Source organism: Salinibacterium hongtaonis (assembly GCF_003065485.1).
Taxonomy (GTDB): domain Bacteria; phylum Actinomycetota; class Actinomycetes; order Actinomycetales; family Microbacteriaceae; genus Homoserinimonas; species Homoserinimonas hongtaonis.
On the sequence record NZ_CP026951.1, the window covers coordinates 2,182,139 to 2,195,972 of the forward strand.

Genomic DNA, 13,834 nt, shown 5'->3' on the forward strand with positions numbered 1-13,834 from the left:
GCCGAACGCTGCACTGCCCGCCGAGCTGCGCGTCGTGCTCTGGGGCTGGGCTGCAGGGGTCATCTCGGTAGATTAGCCGAAAACTACGGCGCGCTCGGCACGCTCAGCGCCCCCAGATCGGGCACGGCCGCGGCGGCCGGCTGGGTCGTCACTTCTGCGCGCGCAGGGCCCCGAGCGGGTTGGAAATACAGCGGTCGAAGGCCAGCTCGCCCGCCCCGATCATGAGCAGGTTGTCGCCGAGTTGCGCTCTGGCGACGCTCACGTCGTCGAAGGCCGGGGCAAGCGTGTGCTCTCGCACGGCGGCGAGGAGATGCTCTGGCGCACAGTCGAAGATGACACCGAGAAAGCCTCCGAGAATGACAGCGGCGGGGTTCAGGATGTTGATCGTTCCGGCAAGCCCTCGGCCCAGCGTGGTCGCCTGCCGCGCGACAAGCTGAGCAACCTCGGCATCGGTCGAAGCGGCGAGCGCCATTTCGAGTTCCGCATCGGTGGGGGCGGCGACGCCCAGCGCCGCCGTGAGCGAGGCCCGATCGACGAGATCCTCCAGGGCCGCCCCGGCATCGGTGCTGAATGCGTGGCCGAACTCACCTGCATAGCCGCTGAGCCCCGTGAGGGTTCGGCCTCCCAGCACGATGCCGCCACCGATGCCGCTGGCCCCGCCGTTGAGATAGACGAGATCGTCGACTCCCCTGCCCGCGCCGAAGGTGCGCTCCGCCCTGGCCCCCAGGGTCGCATCGTTGGCCACAGAGACGGGCAGATTCGTGGCCCGGCTGAGCATCCGCTCGATGGGGGCGTCGCGCCAGAGCAGATGGGGGGCGAGCCGCACGACACCGTCGCCGTCGCGCACGAGGCCGGGAACGGCGACCCCGACTCCGGCAGAGCGCTCAACGCCGTGCTCGTGGGAGAGTCGCTCGATGAGCGCGGCGGCAACCTCGACGGCAGATTCTGCCGTGGGCACCTGGTCGACATCGACCCTGAGCTTGGCTATGACGACGCCGCCCAGTTGCACGAGCCCGACGGTGATGGAGTCGAGTTCGGCGTGCACGGCGAAGGCCACTGCGGATGCCCCCGCTGAGACGACCGGAGAGGGCCTCCCCACCCGGCGGTCACCCGTGGGATCTGCCTCAGAAACGAGACCAGCGGCCACGAGCTCGCCGACCAGCGCCGAGATTGTGGAGCGGTTAAGGCCCGTCGCCCTGGTGAGTTGCGAGCGCGAGATGGCGCCGCTGTGGTGCACGATTTCGACGATGCGACCGAGGTTGTGTCGGCGCACATCGTCGAGGCTCGCGGCGCTCGATCGTGGTGTCATGGTGACAGCACGCTACCGGATGTCGCGGGGGCATCCGCCCCGCAGTATCCGCGACATTCCGGGGCAAGCGGGTATTTGTTGCTATTGACCTCAAAAGGTTCCGTGCGTAGTATCCAGACATCCCAATCACTTTCGACAAAGATGTCGAAACTTTCGAGAGGCGTTCGACGATGAACAGATCCCGCACCACAAGGGTCGCCGCAATCGCTGCGGTATCCACCCTGGCGCTCGGGCTCGCAGCCTGCACCCCCGGCGGCGACAATGGCGATAACGACGGCGATGTCACCATCACGTGGTGGCACAATGCGACATCCGACCCCCTGCAGGGACTCTGGGAGGACGTCGCGGCTGAATTCGAAGAAGCCAACCCCGGAGTCACCGTAGAGGTCACCGGTTACCAAAACGAAGACTTGCAACGCACCCTCATCCCCAACGCCCTACAGTCGGGCGACGCCCCAGACGTCTTCATGGTCTGGCCCGGCGGCGAGGTGCGGGCGCAGGCCGAAGCTGGCCATCTCAAAGACCTGACCGAGGTCGCAGCAGACACGATCGAGGAGATGGGTGCCGCGGTAAGCCCGTGGCAGCTGGACGGCAAGCAGTACGCCATCCCCTATGCCTTCGGCGCTGCCGGCATTTGGTACAACACCGAGCTCTTCGACAAAGCGGGCATCGAAGGCACTCCGGAGACGCTGAGCGAGCTTGCAGATGCGGTGACCGCCCTCAAGGCGATTGATGTCGCCCCCATTGCGGTAGGCGCCGGCGACCTGTGGCCTGCGGGTCACTGGTGGTACCAGTTCGCGGTGAGCTCCTGCCCCACCGACGTGCTTGAGACCGCCATCCCCGAGTTCGACTTCTCTGACCCCTGCTGGGTCGAAGCTGGCGAGCAGCTGGAGGAGTTCATCGCTACCGACCCCTTCAATGAGGGATTCCTCGCAACCCCAGGGCAGACCGGCGCCGACAGCTCGAACGGGCTCATCGCCAACGGTCAGGCCGCCATGGAGTTCATGGGGCCGTGGAACTCCGGCACCATCGGCGCTCTCACCGAAGACGGCGAGGTCCCCGAGTGGCTCGGTTGGTTCCCGTTCCCCACCGTTGACGGTGCTGGCGGCGACGCCGGCAGCATCATGGGCGGCGGCGACGGCTTTGGCGTCCACGTGGATGCACCCGACGAAGCCGTCGACCTGCTGAAGTACATCATGAGCGAAGATGTTCAGCGCCGATTTGCCGAGACCGGCGCTGGCGTTCCCACCCACCCTGGTGTAGCAGACGCCCTCACGGATCCCAACCTCATCGCCAGCGCGGCAGCACTGGGCGAGGCGAGCTATGTGCAGCTCTGGATTGACAGCGCGCTCGGCCCGGCCTTCGGTAACCCGCTCAACCAGGCGATCGTGAACATCTTCGCCGGATCAGGCACGCCGCAGGATGTCGTGGCCGCTCTGGAGCAGACGGCCGCCGCTCAGTAGAACGACCGCGCGACCGCGCGACACGACACCGAGGATCCACCCCGGCGGGGCCTGCCCCGATAGCAGGCCCCGCCGACTCTCCCAACGGAGTGAGACATGACCGCAACGCATGCAGCACCCCCTCGCGTCACGGCCCCGAGCCCAGCAGGTCCAGCGCCCGCCACCCCCCGGCGTCGCCCAGCGGCCGACCGCCGCAAATGGTTAGAGATCGCTCTCTTTGCCGGGCCCGCCCTCGTGGTTTTCGTCGGGTTCGTGATCGTTCCCGTGGCTCTCGCCGCGGTCTACAGCCTCTACAACTGGAATGGCCTCGGCCCGCTCGAGCGATTCATTGGGCTCGACAACTATGTTCGGGCATTCTCCGACCCCCTCTTCATTAAGGCGATCGGCAACAACGCGACGATCGTTATCGCCTCGATCCTCGTGCAGGGCCCGATTGCGATCGCCGTCGCCCTGCTCCTCAATCGGCGCATGCGCGGACGCACCGTCATTCGCGCGCTCATCTTCGTTCCCTACGTGCTCGCCGAAGTTATTGCTGGTCTCTCGTGGAAGCTGCTGCTCTCGCCCCGGGGCGGCGTCAACGCCGTGCTCGAGGCGATCGGTCTAGGCGACCTGGCGCGGCCGTGGCTTGCGGACCCGGACATCGCGCTCTGGGTCATGTTCGGCATCCTGAGCTGGAAGTACCTGGGCTTCGCAATCCTGCTGATGCTCGCAGGGCTGCAAGGAGTGCCAGAAGAACTCCACGAGGCCGCCGCGATCGACGGAGCCAACTGGTGGCAGACCCAGTGGCGCATCACCCTGCCACTGCTCGGGCCCACCATTCGCATCTGGATATTTCTGTCGATGATTGGCTCCCTCCAGCTTTTCGACATGGTGTGGGTGACCACAAAGGGCGGCCCCATTGGAGCGACCAACACCATGGCCGTGTACATGATCCAGTACGGCCAGGGCCAGTACGGCTACGGAAGCGCGATCGCGGTCATCCTCTTTGTGATCTCGCTCGTCGTCGCCGTGATCTACCAACGGTTCGCCATGCGCCGCGACCTCGCCGGTGCGCTCACGAGCGGAGTTCGCTGACATGACAACCCTCTCGCAGACCACCGTGCACGGCACCCGAAGCCACCCCGTCAAGAAAAAGCCCTTCGACATGGGACAGGTCTGGGTCTACGTCGTCGCGCTCACCGCGGTAGCCGCATCGATCGTGCCCGTTGCCTACATCTGGATCGGAGGCTTTCGGCGCACCTCCGACATCAACGCCGCCCCGGCCGGCTGGCCAGACCCCTGGACCGTCGAGAGCTACGTGCGCGTACTCACCTCCAGCAGGTTCTGGGGATCGGTGTTCTCCTCGACCCTCGTAGGGGTGGGCACAACACTCGGCGTGGTTCTCCTCGGCGTTATGGCCGCCTTCGTGATCGCGCGGTACAGCTTTCGCGGCCGCGGCGGGCTCTACGCGCTCTTCGCCGCCGGCCTGATGTTTCCCGTCACGGTCGCTGCGCTGCCGCTGAGCATCCTGCTTCGGGACCTCGGACTTCACGGCACGTTCCTGGGGCTCATCATTCCTCAGGTTGCGTTCGCCCTGCCGACGACAATCATCATCTTGGTTCCCTTTCTGAGGGCGATCCCGTCGGAGCTCGAAGAAGCAGCCGCAATCGATGGCGCGAGCCGGATCGGTTTTTTCTGGCGCATCATGCTGCCCCTCTCGGTGCCGGGGCTCATCACGGTGGGTGTGCTCGCCTTCATCGGCAGCTGGAACGCCTATCTGCTGCCGCTGCTCATCATGGCCGCGGGCGGCATGCCCCAGGACCTGTGGACCCTGCCGCTCGGCGTGCAGCAGTTCTCGACCCAGTACTCGTCTGACACCGGCGCGGTACTCGCATACACATCGCTCTCGATGGTTCCGGCACTCGCCTTCTTCCTCCTCGCGGAGAAGCGCATCGTCGGCGGCCTGACCGGCGCAGTCAAGGGATAGGAATTCTGTGACCAGTGAAGTCGGGACTCGTCCCCTATGGCACGACACCACAATGCCCGCCCCGGCACGAGTCGCCGCCCTCATGGCGGAGATGACGCTCGAGGAGAAGGTCGCCCAGCTCTACGGGGTTTGGGTCGGCGCCTCGGCCGAGGGCGGTGAGGTGGCTCCGCATCAACACGACATGACCGACAGCGTGGATCTGGATGCCCTCCTGCCGCTGGGCCTCGGCCAGCTGACCCGACCCTTTGGGACCGCGCCGGTCGATCCGGCACTCGGCGCACTTTCACTCGTGCGCACCCAGGAACGCATCGTGGCGGGCAGCCGACTGGGCATCCCCGCAGTTGCTCATGAAGAATGCCTCGCTGGCTTCGCCGCCTGGGGCGCAACCGCCTACCCCGTGCCGCTCTCGTGGGGGGCGAGCTTCGACCCCGAACTGGTAAAACGGATGGCGCGGCGCATCGGCGATGACATGCGCTCGGTGGGAATTCACCAGGGCCTCGCCCCCGTGCTCGATGTCGTGCGTGACGCCCGGTGGGGCCGCGTTGAGGAGACTATCGGTGAGGACCCGTTCCTCGTGGGTACGATCGCGACGGCCTATGTGCAGGGCCTTGAATCGGCTGGCATCGTGGCGACCCTCAAACACTTTGTCGGCTATTCCGCCTCCCGAGCCGGTCGCAATCTCGCACCGGTCTCCATTGGCTCCCGTGAACTCGCCGATGTTCTGCTCCCCCCCTTCGAGATGGCGGTCAGGGAGAGCGGGGTGCGCAGCGTGATGAACGCCTATACCGACATCGACGGCGTGCCCTCTGCTGCGGATCGCGGACTGCTCACCGGTCTGCTCCGCGACACCTGGGGCTTCGACGGCACGGTCGTGGCCGACTATTTTGCCGTGGGGTTTCTCATGCTTCTCCACGGCGTTGCCGAAACCTGGGCGGATGCCGCTGCCGCGGCCCTCGAAGCCGGAATCGATGTGGAGCTGCCGACCGTCAAGGCCTATGGCGAGCCCCTGGTCGAGGCGATCCGGGAGGGCAGGGTCGACGAGAAGCTCGTCGATGGCGCGCTCAGGCGTGTTCTGCTGCAGAAGCTCCAGCTGGGGCTTCTCGACCCCGGGTGGAGCGCCGTGCCCTCGGCCCTCGCCGGCATGGACCTGAGCGACCCCGCTCACGTGCGCGCACGCGTGCAACTCGACGGCGAAGATAACCGCGAGTTGGCCCGCGAACTGGCCGAGCGCGCAATCGTGTTGCTGCGCAACGATGGCACTCTGCCTCTCGCCTCCCCTCGCCGCATCGCCGTGATCGGCCCCAATGCCGACGACCCCTATGCCGTTCTCGGCTGCTACTCGTTCCCGAGTCATGTCGGTGCCCTGCATCCCGACAGCCCCGTTGGAATCGTGCTGCCGACGCTGCTGGAGAGCCTGCGCACGGAGTTTGCGGATGCCGCAATCGAGCACGCGCTCGGCACGAGCATCGACGGGGGCGAGACCGATGGCATCGCCGCAGCCGTGGAGGCAGCACGTCACGCGGACGTCGTAGTGCTTGCCCTGGGCGACCGCGCCGGGCTCTTTGGCCGAGGCACGAGCGGCGAGGGCTGCGACGCACCGTCGCTCGAGCTGCCGGGGGCGCAGCAGCAGCTCCTCGACGCCGTGCTCGCGTGCGGAACTCCCACCGTCGTCACTCTGCTTGCCGGGCGCCCCTATGCGCTCGGGCGCGCAGTCACGGATGCGGCGGCGATCGTTCAAAGCTTTTTCGCCGGGGAGGAGGGCACCGGGGCGATCGCCGGCGTGCTGAGCGGCCGCGTCAACCCCAGCGGTCGGCTGCCCGTGAGCGTGCCGGCTCAGCCCGGCGCTCAGCCGAGCACCTACCTGGCCTCGCCTCTTGCCCGCACCAGCGGTGTCTCGACCATCGACCCCACGGCGGCGTTCCCCTTCGGACATGGAATCGGCTACACGCGCTTTCGCTGGGACCAGCCGGAAGCATCGGTCGCGGAGCTTTCGACCGACGGTGCCGTGGAGGTTTCGCTCCGCGTGACCAACGAGGGAGACCGCACAGGCGACGAGATCGTGCAGCTTTATCTGCATGATCCCGTTGCGAGCGTGGTACGACCCGTGCAGAGATTGGTCGGGTATTCGCGGCTCACACTCGACGCCGGGCAGAGCGCGCGCGTGCGCTTCACAGTGTCGGCCGATCTCGCAAGCTTCACAGGGCTCACGGGCGAGCGAATCGTCGAGCCCGGCCTGATCGAGCTGGGATTCGGGCGGTCGAGTGGCGACATCCCGCACTCGCTCGGGGTGACGCTTACCGGTGCCGTTCGGGTCGTCGACCATCGCCGCACGCTTCGCCCCGGCATCTCAGTGGAGCGGGGCTAATCGGTCAGCGGGCGAGGGCGGCCGTGCTCTCGCGCACCACGAGACTCGTGGCAAGATCCATGCGCGGCGGGCTCGCGAGCTGCCCCTCGCTCAGGCGGATGACGAGCCGCGTGGCCTCCTTGGCCATCTCCATAAGGGGCTGATGCACCGTGGTGAGTCGAGGGCTCACCCAGCTTGCGAGTGGGATGTCGTCGTAGCCCACGACCGAGAGGTCGTCTGGCACCCGCATCCCGAGCGTGCGGGCCGTCTCCAGAACCCCGAGCGCCTGCAGGTCACTGCCCGCGAAGATCGCCGTAGGCGGTTCGTCGAGCGCTAGCAGGTCGGCCGCATGGCGCGCGCCGCCTGTGAGGTGAAAGTCGCCAAAGCGGATCCACTCTTCGCGGATCGGCAGGCCAGCGGCGTTCATAGCGGAACGGTAGCCGTCGATGCGCGCGAGGGAGCACATCATGTCTTCGGGTCCCGTAATGGCGGCAATGCGGCGGTGCCCGAGTTCGATCAAGTGCCGAACGGCCGCAAGGCCCCCTGCCCAGTTAGCCGAGCCGACCGCTGGCACGTCGGGCGACGGATCGCCGGCCGGATCCACAATGACAAAGGGGATGCTGCGCGCGGCAAGGGCGGACCGAAACTGTTCGGGCAGATCGGAGAAGACGAGCACGACTCCGACCGGACGGCGGCTGAGTACGCCCTCAAGCCACTCTGACCCGGGAGCGTGACGGGTTCCGCTCTCGGTGAGCACAACGCTCATGCCCCTCTCTGAGGCCACGCTTTCCACCCCGCGGATGAGCTCCATCGACCAGGCGCTTTCGAGTTCGTGAAAAACCAGTTCGATGAGTCGCGAGCGCGTGGTGGTTGCGGCACGGCGCTGATACCCGTTGCGCTCAAGGAGGCTCTCCACGCGGAGGCGAGTCGCTGCTGCGACATCCGGGCGCCCGTTGAGCACTTTGGACGCGGTGGCGAGTGAGACTCCCGCCTCGGCGGCGAGCGCCGCGAGGGTGACGCGAGGCTCGGTGGGGATGGTTGACATGCAACGAGAATAGGCGACTTTCGCACAATTCCTCGAAAGTTTTGGTTGGAGTTTCGGAGGCTTCCCTCGCGGGGCATCCTGTTATATGTTGGATAAAACAACATTTACTCGATCGGGAGCATCATGGCAACGAAGCCCACCTCCGCAGACAAGTTCTCCTTCGGGCTCTGGACCGTCGGTTACAACGGCGCAGACCCGTTCGGCGGCCCCACCCGCGCCGCCCTCGACGTAGTCCACGTGGTTGAGAAGCTCACGGAGCTCGGTGCCTACGGTCTCACCTTTCACGACGACGACCTCTTCGCTTTTGGCTCGACCGATGCCGAGCGGCAGGCGCAGATCGACCGCCTCACCCAGGCCCTCGACGCCACGGGGCTCACGGTGCCCATGGTGACGACCAACCTCTTCTCCGCGCCCGTGTTCAAAGATGGCGGCTTCACCTCCAACGACCGCTCCGTTCGCCGCTTCGCGCTGCGCAAAGTTATCCGCAACATCGATCTCGCAGCCGAGCTTGGTGCCAAAACCTTTGTCATGTGGGGCGGGCGAGAGGGTGCGGAATACGACTCCGCTAAAGACATCCGCAGCGCCCTCTCCCGCTATCGCGAGGCCGTAAACCTGCTGGGCGACTATGTGACCGACAAGGGCTACGACATCCGATTCGCGATCGAGCCCAAGCCCAACGAGCCTCGCGGCGACATTCTGCTGCCCACGGTCGGCCACGCAATAGCCTTCATCAACACCCTCGACCGCCCCGAACTCGTCGGGGTGAACCCCGAAGTCGGCCACGAGCAGATGGCGGGGCTCAACTTTGCTGCGGGCATCGCCCAGGCTCTCGACTGCGGCAAGCTCTTTCACATCGACCTCAATGGCCAACGCGGCATCAAGTACGACCAGGATCTCGTGTTCGGTCACGGCGACCTGCACAATGCATTCGCCCTCGTGGATCTGCTCGAAAACGGCGGCCCCAATGGCGGCCCCGCCTATGACGGACCCCGCCACTTCGACTACAAGCCCTCCCGCACAGAAGACGAGACAGGCGTGTGGGATTCGGCTGCGGCGAACATGCGCACGTACCTGCTTCTCAAAGAGCGGGCCGCGGCGTTCCGCGCCGATCCAGAGGTTCACGAGGCACTCGAGGCGGCCCGCGTCACGGAGCTCGCCCAGCCCACCCTCGGCGAGGGTGAAAGCTATGACGACCTCATCGCCGACCGCGCCGCCTATGAGGACTTCGACCCCGGCGCCTACTTCGACGGCAAAGGCTTCGGCTTCGTGCGCCTGCAGCAGCTGGCCACCGAGCACCTTATGGGAGCGCGCTAAGGATGCTCGTCGCGGGAGTCGATTCGTCGACCCAAAGCTGCAAGGTCGTCATCCGAGACGCCGCCACGGGGCAACTTGTACGATCTGGTCGCGCACCTCACCCCGACGGCACCGAGGTCGACCCGGAAGCATGGTGGCTCGCCCTGCAGCAGGCCGTGGCTGCTGCAGGCGGGCTGAGCGATGTTGCCGCCGTCTCCATCGGCGGGCAGCAGCACGGACTCATTGCCCTGGACGACGAGGGCCGCGTCATCCGCCCCGCCCTGCTCTGGAACGACACCCGTAGCGCCGCAGCGGCACGCGCACTGCGGGCCGAACTGGGCGATGCCGAGCTTGCCGCCCGCACGGGCAGCGTGCCCGTTGCCTCATTCACCTCGACCAAGCTGCGGTGGCTTCGGGATGCCGAGCCAGCGAACGCCGCCAGGGTCGCGGCGGTGGCCCTGCCGCACGACTGGCTCACCTGGCGACTTCGCGGCTTTGGCCCGTCGAACCCCAACCTCAGCGAGCTGACGACCGACCGCTCCGACGCCAGCGGCACGGGGTATTTCTCCCCAACGACAGGCGAATATGACCGCGAGCTGCTCTCGATCGTCCTCGGCCGCCCCGCCATCGCCTCCTCCGGGCAGGTGATGCTGCCCGCCGTGCTCGCGCCCCACGAATCACGGCGCGTTGCGGTCGGATCGCCCCAGCTTGCGCTGCCCGAATCCCTCATCGTCGGCGGGGGAGCGGGCGACAACGCGGCAGCGGCCCTCGGCCTCGACGCCCGACCCGGCGATGTGATCGTCTCAATCGGCACGAGCGGAACCGTCTTCGCTGTCTCGCCCTCCCCCATCGCCGATGCGAGCGGCACCATCGCCGGATTCGCGGATGCCACGGGCGCGTTCCTCCCGCTCGTTGCAACCCTCAACGCCGCGAGGGTGCTCGACTCTATTGCCGCGCTGCTGGGTGTCGACCATGCGACCCTCGGCCAGCTTGCGCTGGAGGCGGATGCCGCATCCGGCCCCGTTCTCGTGCCGTGGTTCGAGGGCGAACGCACGCCGAATCTGCCCACTGCGACGGCAACACTAAGCGGACTCACCCTCGCCTCGACCTCGCGACCCGCGATCGCCCGCGCCGCAATAGAAGGGATGCTCTGCGGTCTCGCCGATGGACTCGACGCGATGCTCGCCCACGGCCTCTCCGCCCGCCGCGTGTTGCTTATTGGTGGAGCGGCCCAGAACCCCGCCGTTCACACCATCGCTGCGCAGGTTTTCGGCGTGCCGATCACGGTGCCCATCGAGGGTGAATACGTGGCCGACGGCATGGCCCGCCAGGCCGCATGGGCACTCGCGGGAGAGCGGCCCGACTGGCCGGTCGCCGTCACACGCGAGATCCCGGCCGACGGGCGGCCCGAGATTCGCGAGCGCTACGCTCGAGCGCGGGATGCGGCGACGACGGCGGTCGAATAGCTCGCGCTCCCGACGACCCGATGGTGCCCGCTAGGACGATCAGCGCGGCTAGGGCGAGCGGGGGCCAGTGTCAGCGCGCGAGCCCGATCGCGGCCCACGACACGGGCGGCAGGGTCAGGGTGAGGGTGCCATCGTCGAGCACGACATCGTGAAGCGGACGGAGCCCGACTCGATCTTGTTCTGCGAGTGTGTTCTTGGCATACGGGTCATCATCGTGCAGCAGATGCGCCTCCGAGACGCGGCTCACGCCGAGCCCGCGCACGTCGATCACGATGGTCGCCGGCTCGCTCACGCTGCGGTTGACCAGAAAGACGGATGCCGCTCCGTCATCCGCCAGCGTCGCCACCGCGTCGACAACATCCGCCATCCCGTACAGAGCCGTTTCATAGCGATCGCACGTGATGACCGGGCGGATGACGCTCCCCTTGGCCATGCGCGATGTCGTCGAGAACGGAAAGAATGTGGTCTGACGCCAGGCGGGGCCGCCCGGCTCGGTCATGATCGGGGCGATCACGTTAACCAACTGCGCAAGCGAGGCACTCGCAACGCGGTCGTGGTGCTTGAGCAGAGTGATGAGCAGGTTGCCGAGAACCACGGCATCGGCAACCGAGTAGACGTCTTCTAACAGTCGGGGCGCGATGGGCCATTCGGTCTCGCTGACCTCGTGGCTCTCGCGATGCTCGTCGAGGTACCAGATGTTCCACTCATCGAAGCTCAGCTTCATGGTCTTGCTCGAGTTCTTGGCGAGCTTGACCTCGTCGGCGACGGTGGAGACGGTGGAGATGAAGTACTCCATGTCGAGCGAGCTGGCGAGAAAGCTGCCGAGGTCGCCGGCCCGCTCCTGATAGTAGGCGTGGCACGAAATGTAATCCACGTGCTCGTAGGTGTGCTCGAGAACGACCCGCTCCCAGTGCCCGAAGGTGGGCATCGACGAGCTCGAACTGCCGCACACCACAAGCTCGAGGTCACTCTGTGCCATTCTCATGGCGGCGGCAGTGCGGGCGGCAAGCGAGCCGTAGTCGTCCGCGCTCATAGCGCCGATCTGCCACGGGCCATCCATTTCGTTGCCCAGGCACCACATCCGAATGCCGTGCGGCTCGGTGGTGCCGTTGCGAGCGCGCTGGTCACTGAGCTGCGTGCCAGAGGGATGGTTGGCATACTCGAGCAGATCGAGCGCATCAAGCACTCCCCGCGTGCCCAGGTTTACCGCCATCATGATCTCGCTGCCGGTGAGCTTGGCCCAGCGAGCGAACTCATCGAGCCCTACCTGGTTGGTCTCCAGCGAGTGCCACGCGAGGTCTCGACGCACCGGCCGCTGATCCCTGGGCCCGACGCCGTCTTGCCAGCGGTAACCCGAGACGAAGTTGCCTCCGGGGTACCGAATCGTGGTGGTACCGAGCTCGGAGACGAGCTCAACCACGTCGCGGCGAAAGCCGTCTCCATCTGCGGCCGGATGACCGGGCTCGTAGATTCCGTCATAGACACAGCGGCCGAGGTGCTCCACGAACGCGCCGAAAAGGCGTCGATCGACGCGGGCGACGATCGCGGAACGATCGATCATGAGTGTTGCTTTGGCCACGGCGGCGACTCCTGACTCCACGGTTTCGCGAGTCGGCGGCGCTGCCGTCTCATCGCCCCAGTCAAGCAGTCGACGCGCCGCTGAGGAAGAGCGGATGTCGCGAGAATCGCCCCGGAACCACCGCCGCCTGGCCGCGCTGTAATGAGAACCCTCACAAGTGGGGGCTCTCTCGCACGTTGTGCCGAGACATTCCCGCGACATCGCCGCCACTGCGGCACATAACCGGAGATGCCGCCGTTACCCAACCGTGACAATTTGCCATTGTTAGCGTGAATTGTGAGCGCTAACATTCTGGCATCTAGCACGTATTGGTACCCGGGTGTCGCCCGAACCACCACGACAGCGCGGGATCACTGAACAAAGGAGTTTAGGTTGATCAAGAAAATTACGGGCCTGGCGGCAACAGCGGCCTTGCTCATCGCACTCACTGGTTGCGCCGGAGGCGACTCGGGCAGCAGCGGAGAGGGCGACGACAACATCGTCGTCGGCTTCTCGCAGGTCGGCGCCGAGAGCGGCTGGCGCACCGCCAACACGACCGACATCAAGTCGGCCTTCGAAGACGCCGGCATCGAGCTCAAGTTCTCCGACGCCCAGCAAAAGCAGGAGAACCAGATCAAGGCCATCCGCAGCTTCATCCAGCAGCAGGTGGATGTCATCGCATTCTCACCCGTCGTTGAATCGGGCTGGGACACCGTGCTGAAAGAAGCGAAGGATGCTGGCATCCCCGTCGTACTAACAGACAGGGCAGTCGACTCAGAAGACGAATCGCTCTACGTTTCGTTCCTCGGCTCCGACTTCATCCTCGAGGGAGAGCGCGCGGGAGACTGGGTCAACACGGAGTTCGCCGACACCGATCAGGTCAACATCGTGGAGCTGCAGGGCACGACGGGTGCTGCACCGGCCAACGACCGGGCAGAGGGATTCCGTAACGTTGTTACCGACCCCAAGTTCGAGATCATCGCGACGCAGACCGGCGACTTCACGCGCGCAGGCGGCAAGCAGGTCATGGAGGCGTTCCTCAAGTCAAACCCTGACATCGACCTGGTCTACGCGCACAACGATGACATGGGGCTCGGCGCCATCGAGGCGATCGAAGCAGCGGGCCTTGTGCCGGGCCAGGACATCAAGATCGTCACGGTCGATGCCGTCAAGGACGGCATGCAGGCGCTGGCCGACGGCAAGATCAACTTCATCGTTGAATGCTCACCGCTGCTGGGAGCCCAGCTCGTTGAGATCGTGGAGAAGGTCGTCGCCGGCGAAGACGTGGAGAGCCGAATCGTCACAGAGGAGACCACCTTCACGCAGGAGCAGGCGATCGAGGCCCTGCCCGACCGCCAGTACTAGCACGACGGATGCGCCCGACCAGCGA

At 66.1% G+C, this 13,834-nt stretch carries 10 protein-coding genes; 7 read left to right on the forward strand and 3 right to left on the reverse strand.

Features of this window, described 5'->3' with window-relative positions; genetic code table 11:
- Positions 1–148 precede the first annotated feature (148 nt).
- Entirely contained in the window at positions 149–1,309 is a 1,161-nt protein-coding gene (locus C2138_RS10490; protein ID WP_108517663.1) for an ROK family transcriptional regulator, read from the reverse strand.
- A 170-nt stretch (positions 1,310–1,479) separates the two neighbouring features.
- On the opposite strand from C2138_RS10490, the gene C2138_RS10495 reads away from it, so the two are divergent.
- The 4 genes from C2138_RS10495 to C2138_RS10510 all read left to right on the forward strand — a co-directional run bounded on the left by C2138_RS10495 (position 1,480) and on the right by C2138_RS10510 (position 7,103).
- On the forward strand, positions 1,480–2,772 hold the full coding sequence (locus tag C2138_RS10495) for an ABC transporter substrate-binding protein (RefSeq protein ID WP_108517664.1): 1,293 nt from the start codon (positions 1,480–1,482) through the stop codon (positions 2,770–2,772).
- A gap of 96 nt (positions 2,773–2,868) precedes the next feature.
- Positions 2,869–3,846 carry a carbohydrate ABC transporter permease gene (locus tag C2138_RS10500; protein ID WP_108517666.1) on the forward strand — a complete coding sequence of 326 codons (978 nt, stop codon included), beginning with the start codon at positions 2,869–2,871 and terminating at the stop codon, positions 3,844–3,846.
- 1 nt (position 3,847) lies between these two features.
- A complete protein-coding gene (locus C2138_RS10505) occupies positions 3,848–4,738 on the forward strand; it encodes a carbohydrate ABC transporter permease (protein ID WP_108517668.1) in 891 nt (296 codons plus the stop codon).
- A 52-nt stretch (positions 4,739–4,790) separates the two neighbouring features.
- Positions 4,791–7,103, forward strand: coding sequence for a beta-xylosidase/alpha-l-arabinosidase (locus C2138_RS10510; protein ID WP_108517670.1), 2,313 nt, complete (start codon positions 4,791–4,793; stop codon positions 7,101–7,103).
- A gap of 4 nt (positions 7,104–7,107) precedes the next feature.
- On the opposite strand, the gene C2138_RS10515 is transcribed toward C2138_RS10510, so the two are convergent.
- On the reverse strand, positions 7,108–8,127 hold the full coding sequence (locus C2138_RS10515; protein WP_108517672.1) for a LacI family DNA-binding transcriptional regulator: 1,020 nt from the start codon (positions 8,125–8,127) through the stop codon (positions 7,108–7,110).
- A gap of 123 nt (positions 8,128–8,250) precedes the next feature.
- Between C2138_RS10515 and xylA the strand changes: the two genes are divergently transcribed.
- Together xylA and C2138_RS10525 are read left to right on the forward strand one after the other, a co-directional pair.
- Entirely contained in the window at positions 8,251–9,441 is a 1,191-nt protein-coding gene (gene xylA, locus C2138_RS10520; protein ID WP_108517673.1) for a xylose isomerase, read from the forward strand.
- Positions 9,442–9,443: 2 nt separating this feature from the next.
- Positions 9,444–10,886, forward strand: a complete 1,443-nt coding sequence (locus C2138_RS10525) for an FGGY family carbohydrate kinase (RefSeq protein ID WP_108517675.1) — start codon at positions 9,444–9,446, stop codon at positions 10,884–10,886.
- A gap of 70 nt (positions 10,887–10,956) precedes the next feature.
- On the opposite strand, the gene arfA is transcribed toward C2138_RS10525, so the two are convergent.
- Positions 10,957–12,447 carry an arabinosylfuranosidase ArfA gene (gene arfA, locus C2138_RS10530; protein WP_199286598.1) on the reverse strand — a complete coding sequence of 497 codons (1,491 nt, stop codon included), beginning with the start codon at positions 12,445–12,447 and terminating at the stop codon, positions 10,957–10,959.
- 393 nt (positions 12,448–12,840) lie between these two features.
- On the opposite strand from arfA, the gene C2138_RS10535 reads away from it, so the two are divergent.
- Positions 12,841–13,809, forward strand: coding sequence for an ABC transporter substrate-binding protein (locus C2138_RS10535; RefSeq protein ID WP_408640563.1), 969 nt, complete (start codon positions 12,841–12,843; stop codon positions 13,807–13,809).
- The last annotated feature ends 25 nt before the right edge of the window (positions 13,810–13,834 follow it).

What these genes read in the sequence shown, in the direction of transcription:
- C2138_RS10510 (WP_108517670.1), top strand. Translation starts at nt 4,791, where the DNA reads ATGCCCGCCCCGGCACGAGTCGCCGCCCTCATGGCGGAGATGACGCTC.
- C2138_RS10490 (WP_108517663.1), bottom strand. Translation starts at nt 1,309, where the DNA reads ATGACACCACGATCGAGCGCCGCGAGCCTCGACGATGTGCGCCGACAC.
- C2138_RS10505 (WP_108517668.1), top strand. Translation starts at nt 3,848, where the DNA reads ATGACAACCCTCTCGCAGACCACCGTGCACGGCACCCGAAGCCACCCC.
- C2138_RS10495 (WP_108517664.1), top strand. Translation starts at nt 1,480, where the DNA reads ATGAACAGATCCCGCACCACAAGGGTCGCCGCAATCGCTGCGGTATCC.
- xylA (WP_108517673.1), top strand. Translation starts at nt 8,251, where the DNA reads ATGGCAACGAAGCCCACCTCCGCAGACAAGTTCTCCTTCGGGCTCTGG.
- C2138_RS10500 (WP_108517666.1), top strand. Translation starts at nt 2,869, where the DNA reads ATGACCGCAACGCATGCAGCACCCCCTCGCGTCACGGCCCCGAGCCCA.
- C2138_RS10525 (WP_108517675.1), top strand. Translation starts at nt 9,444, where the DNA reads ATGCTCGTCGCGGGAGTCGATTCGTCGACCCAAAGCTGCAAGGTCGTC.
- C2138_RS10515 (WP_108517672.1), bottom strand. Translation starts at nt 8,127, where the DNA reads ATGTCAACCATCCCCACCGAGCCTCGCGTCACCCTCGCGGCGCTCGCC.
- arfA (WP_199286598.1), bottom strand. Translation starts at nt 12,447, where the DNA reads ATGATCGATCGTTCCGCGATCGTCGCCCGCGTCGATCGACGCCTTTTC.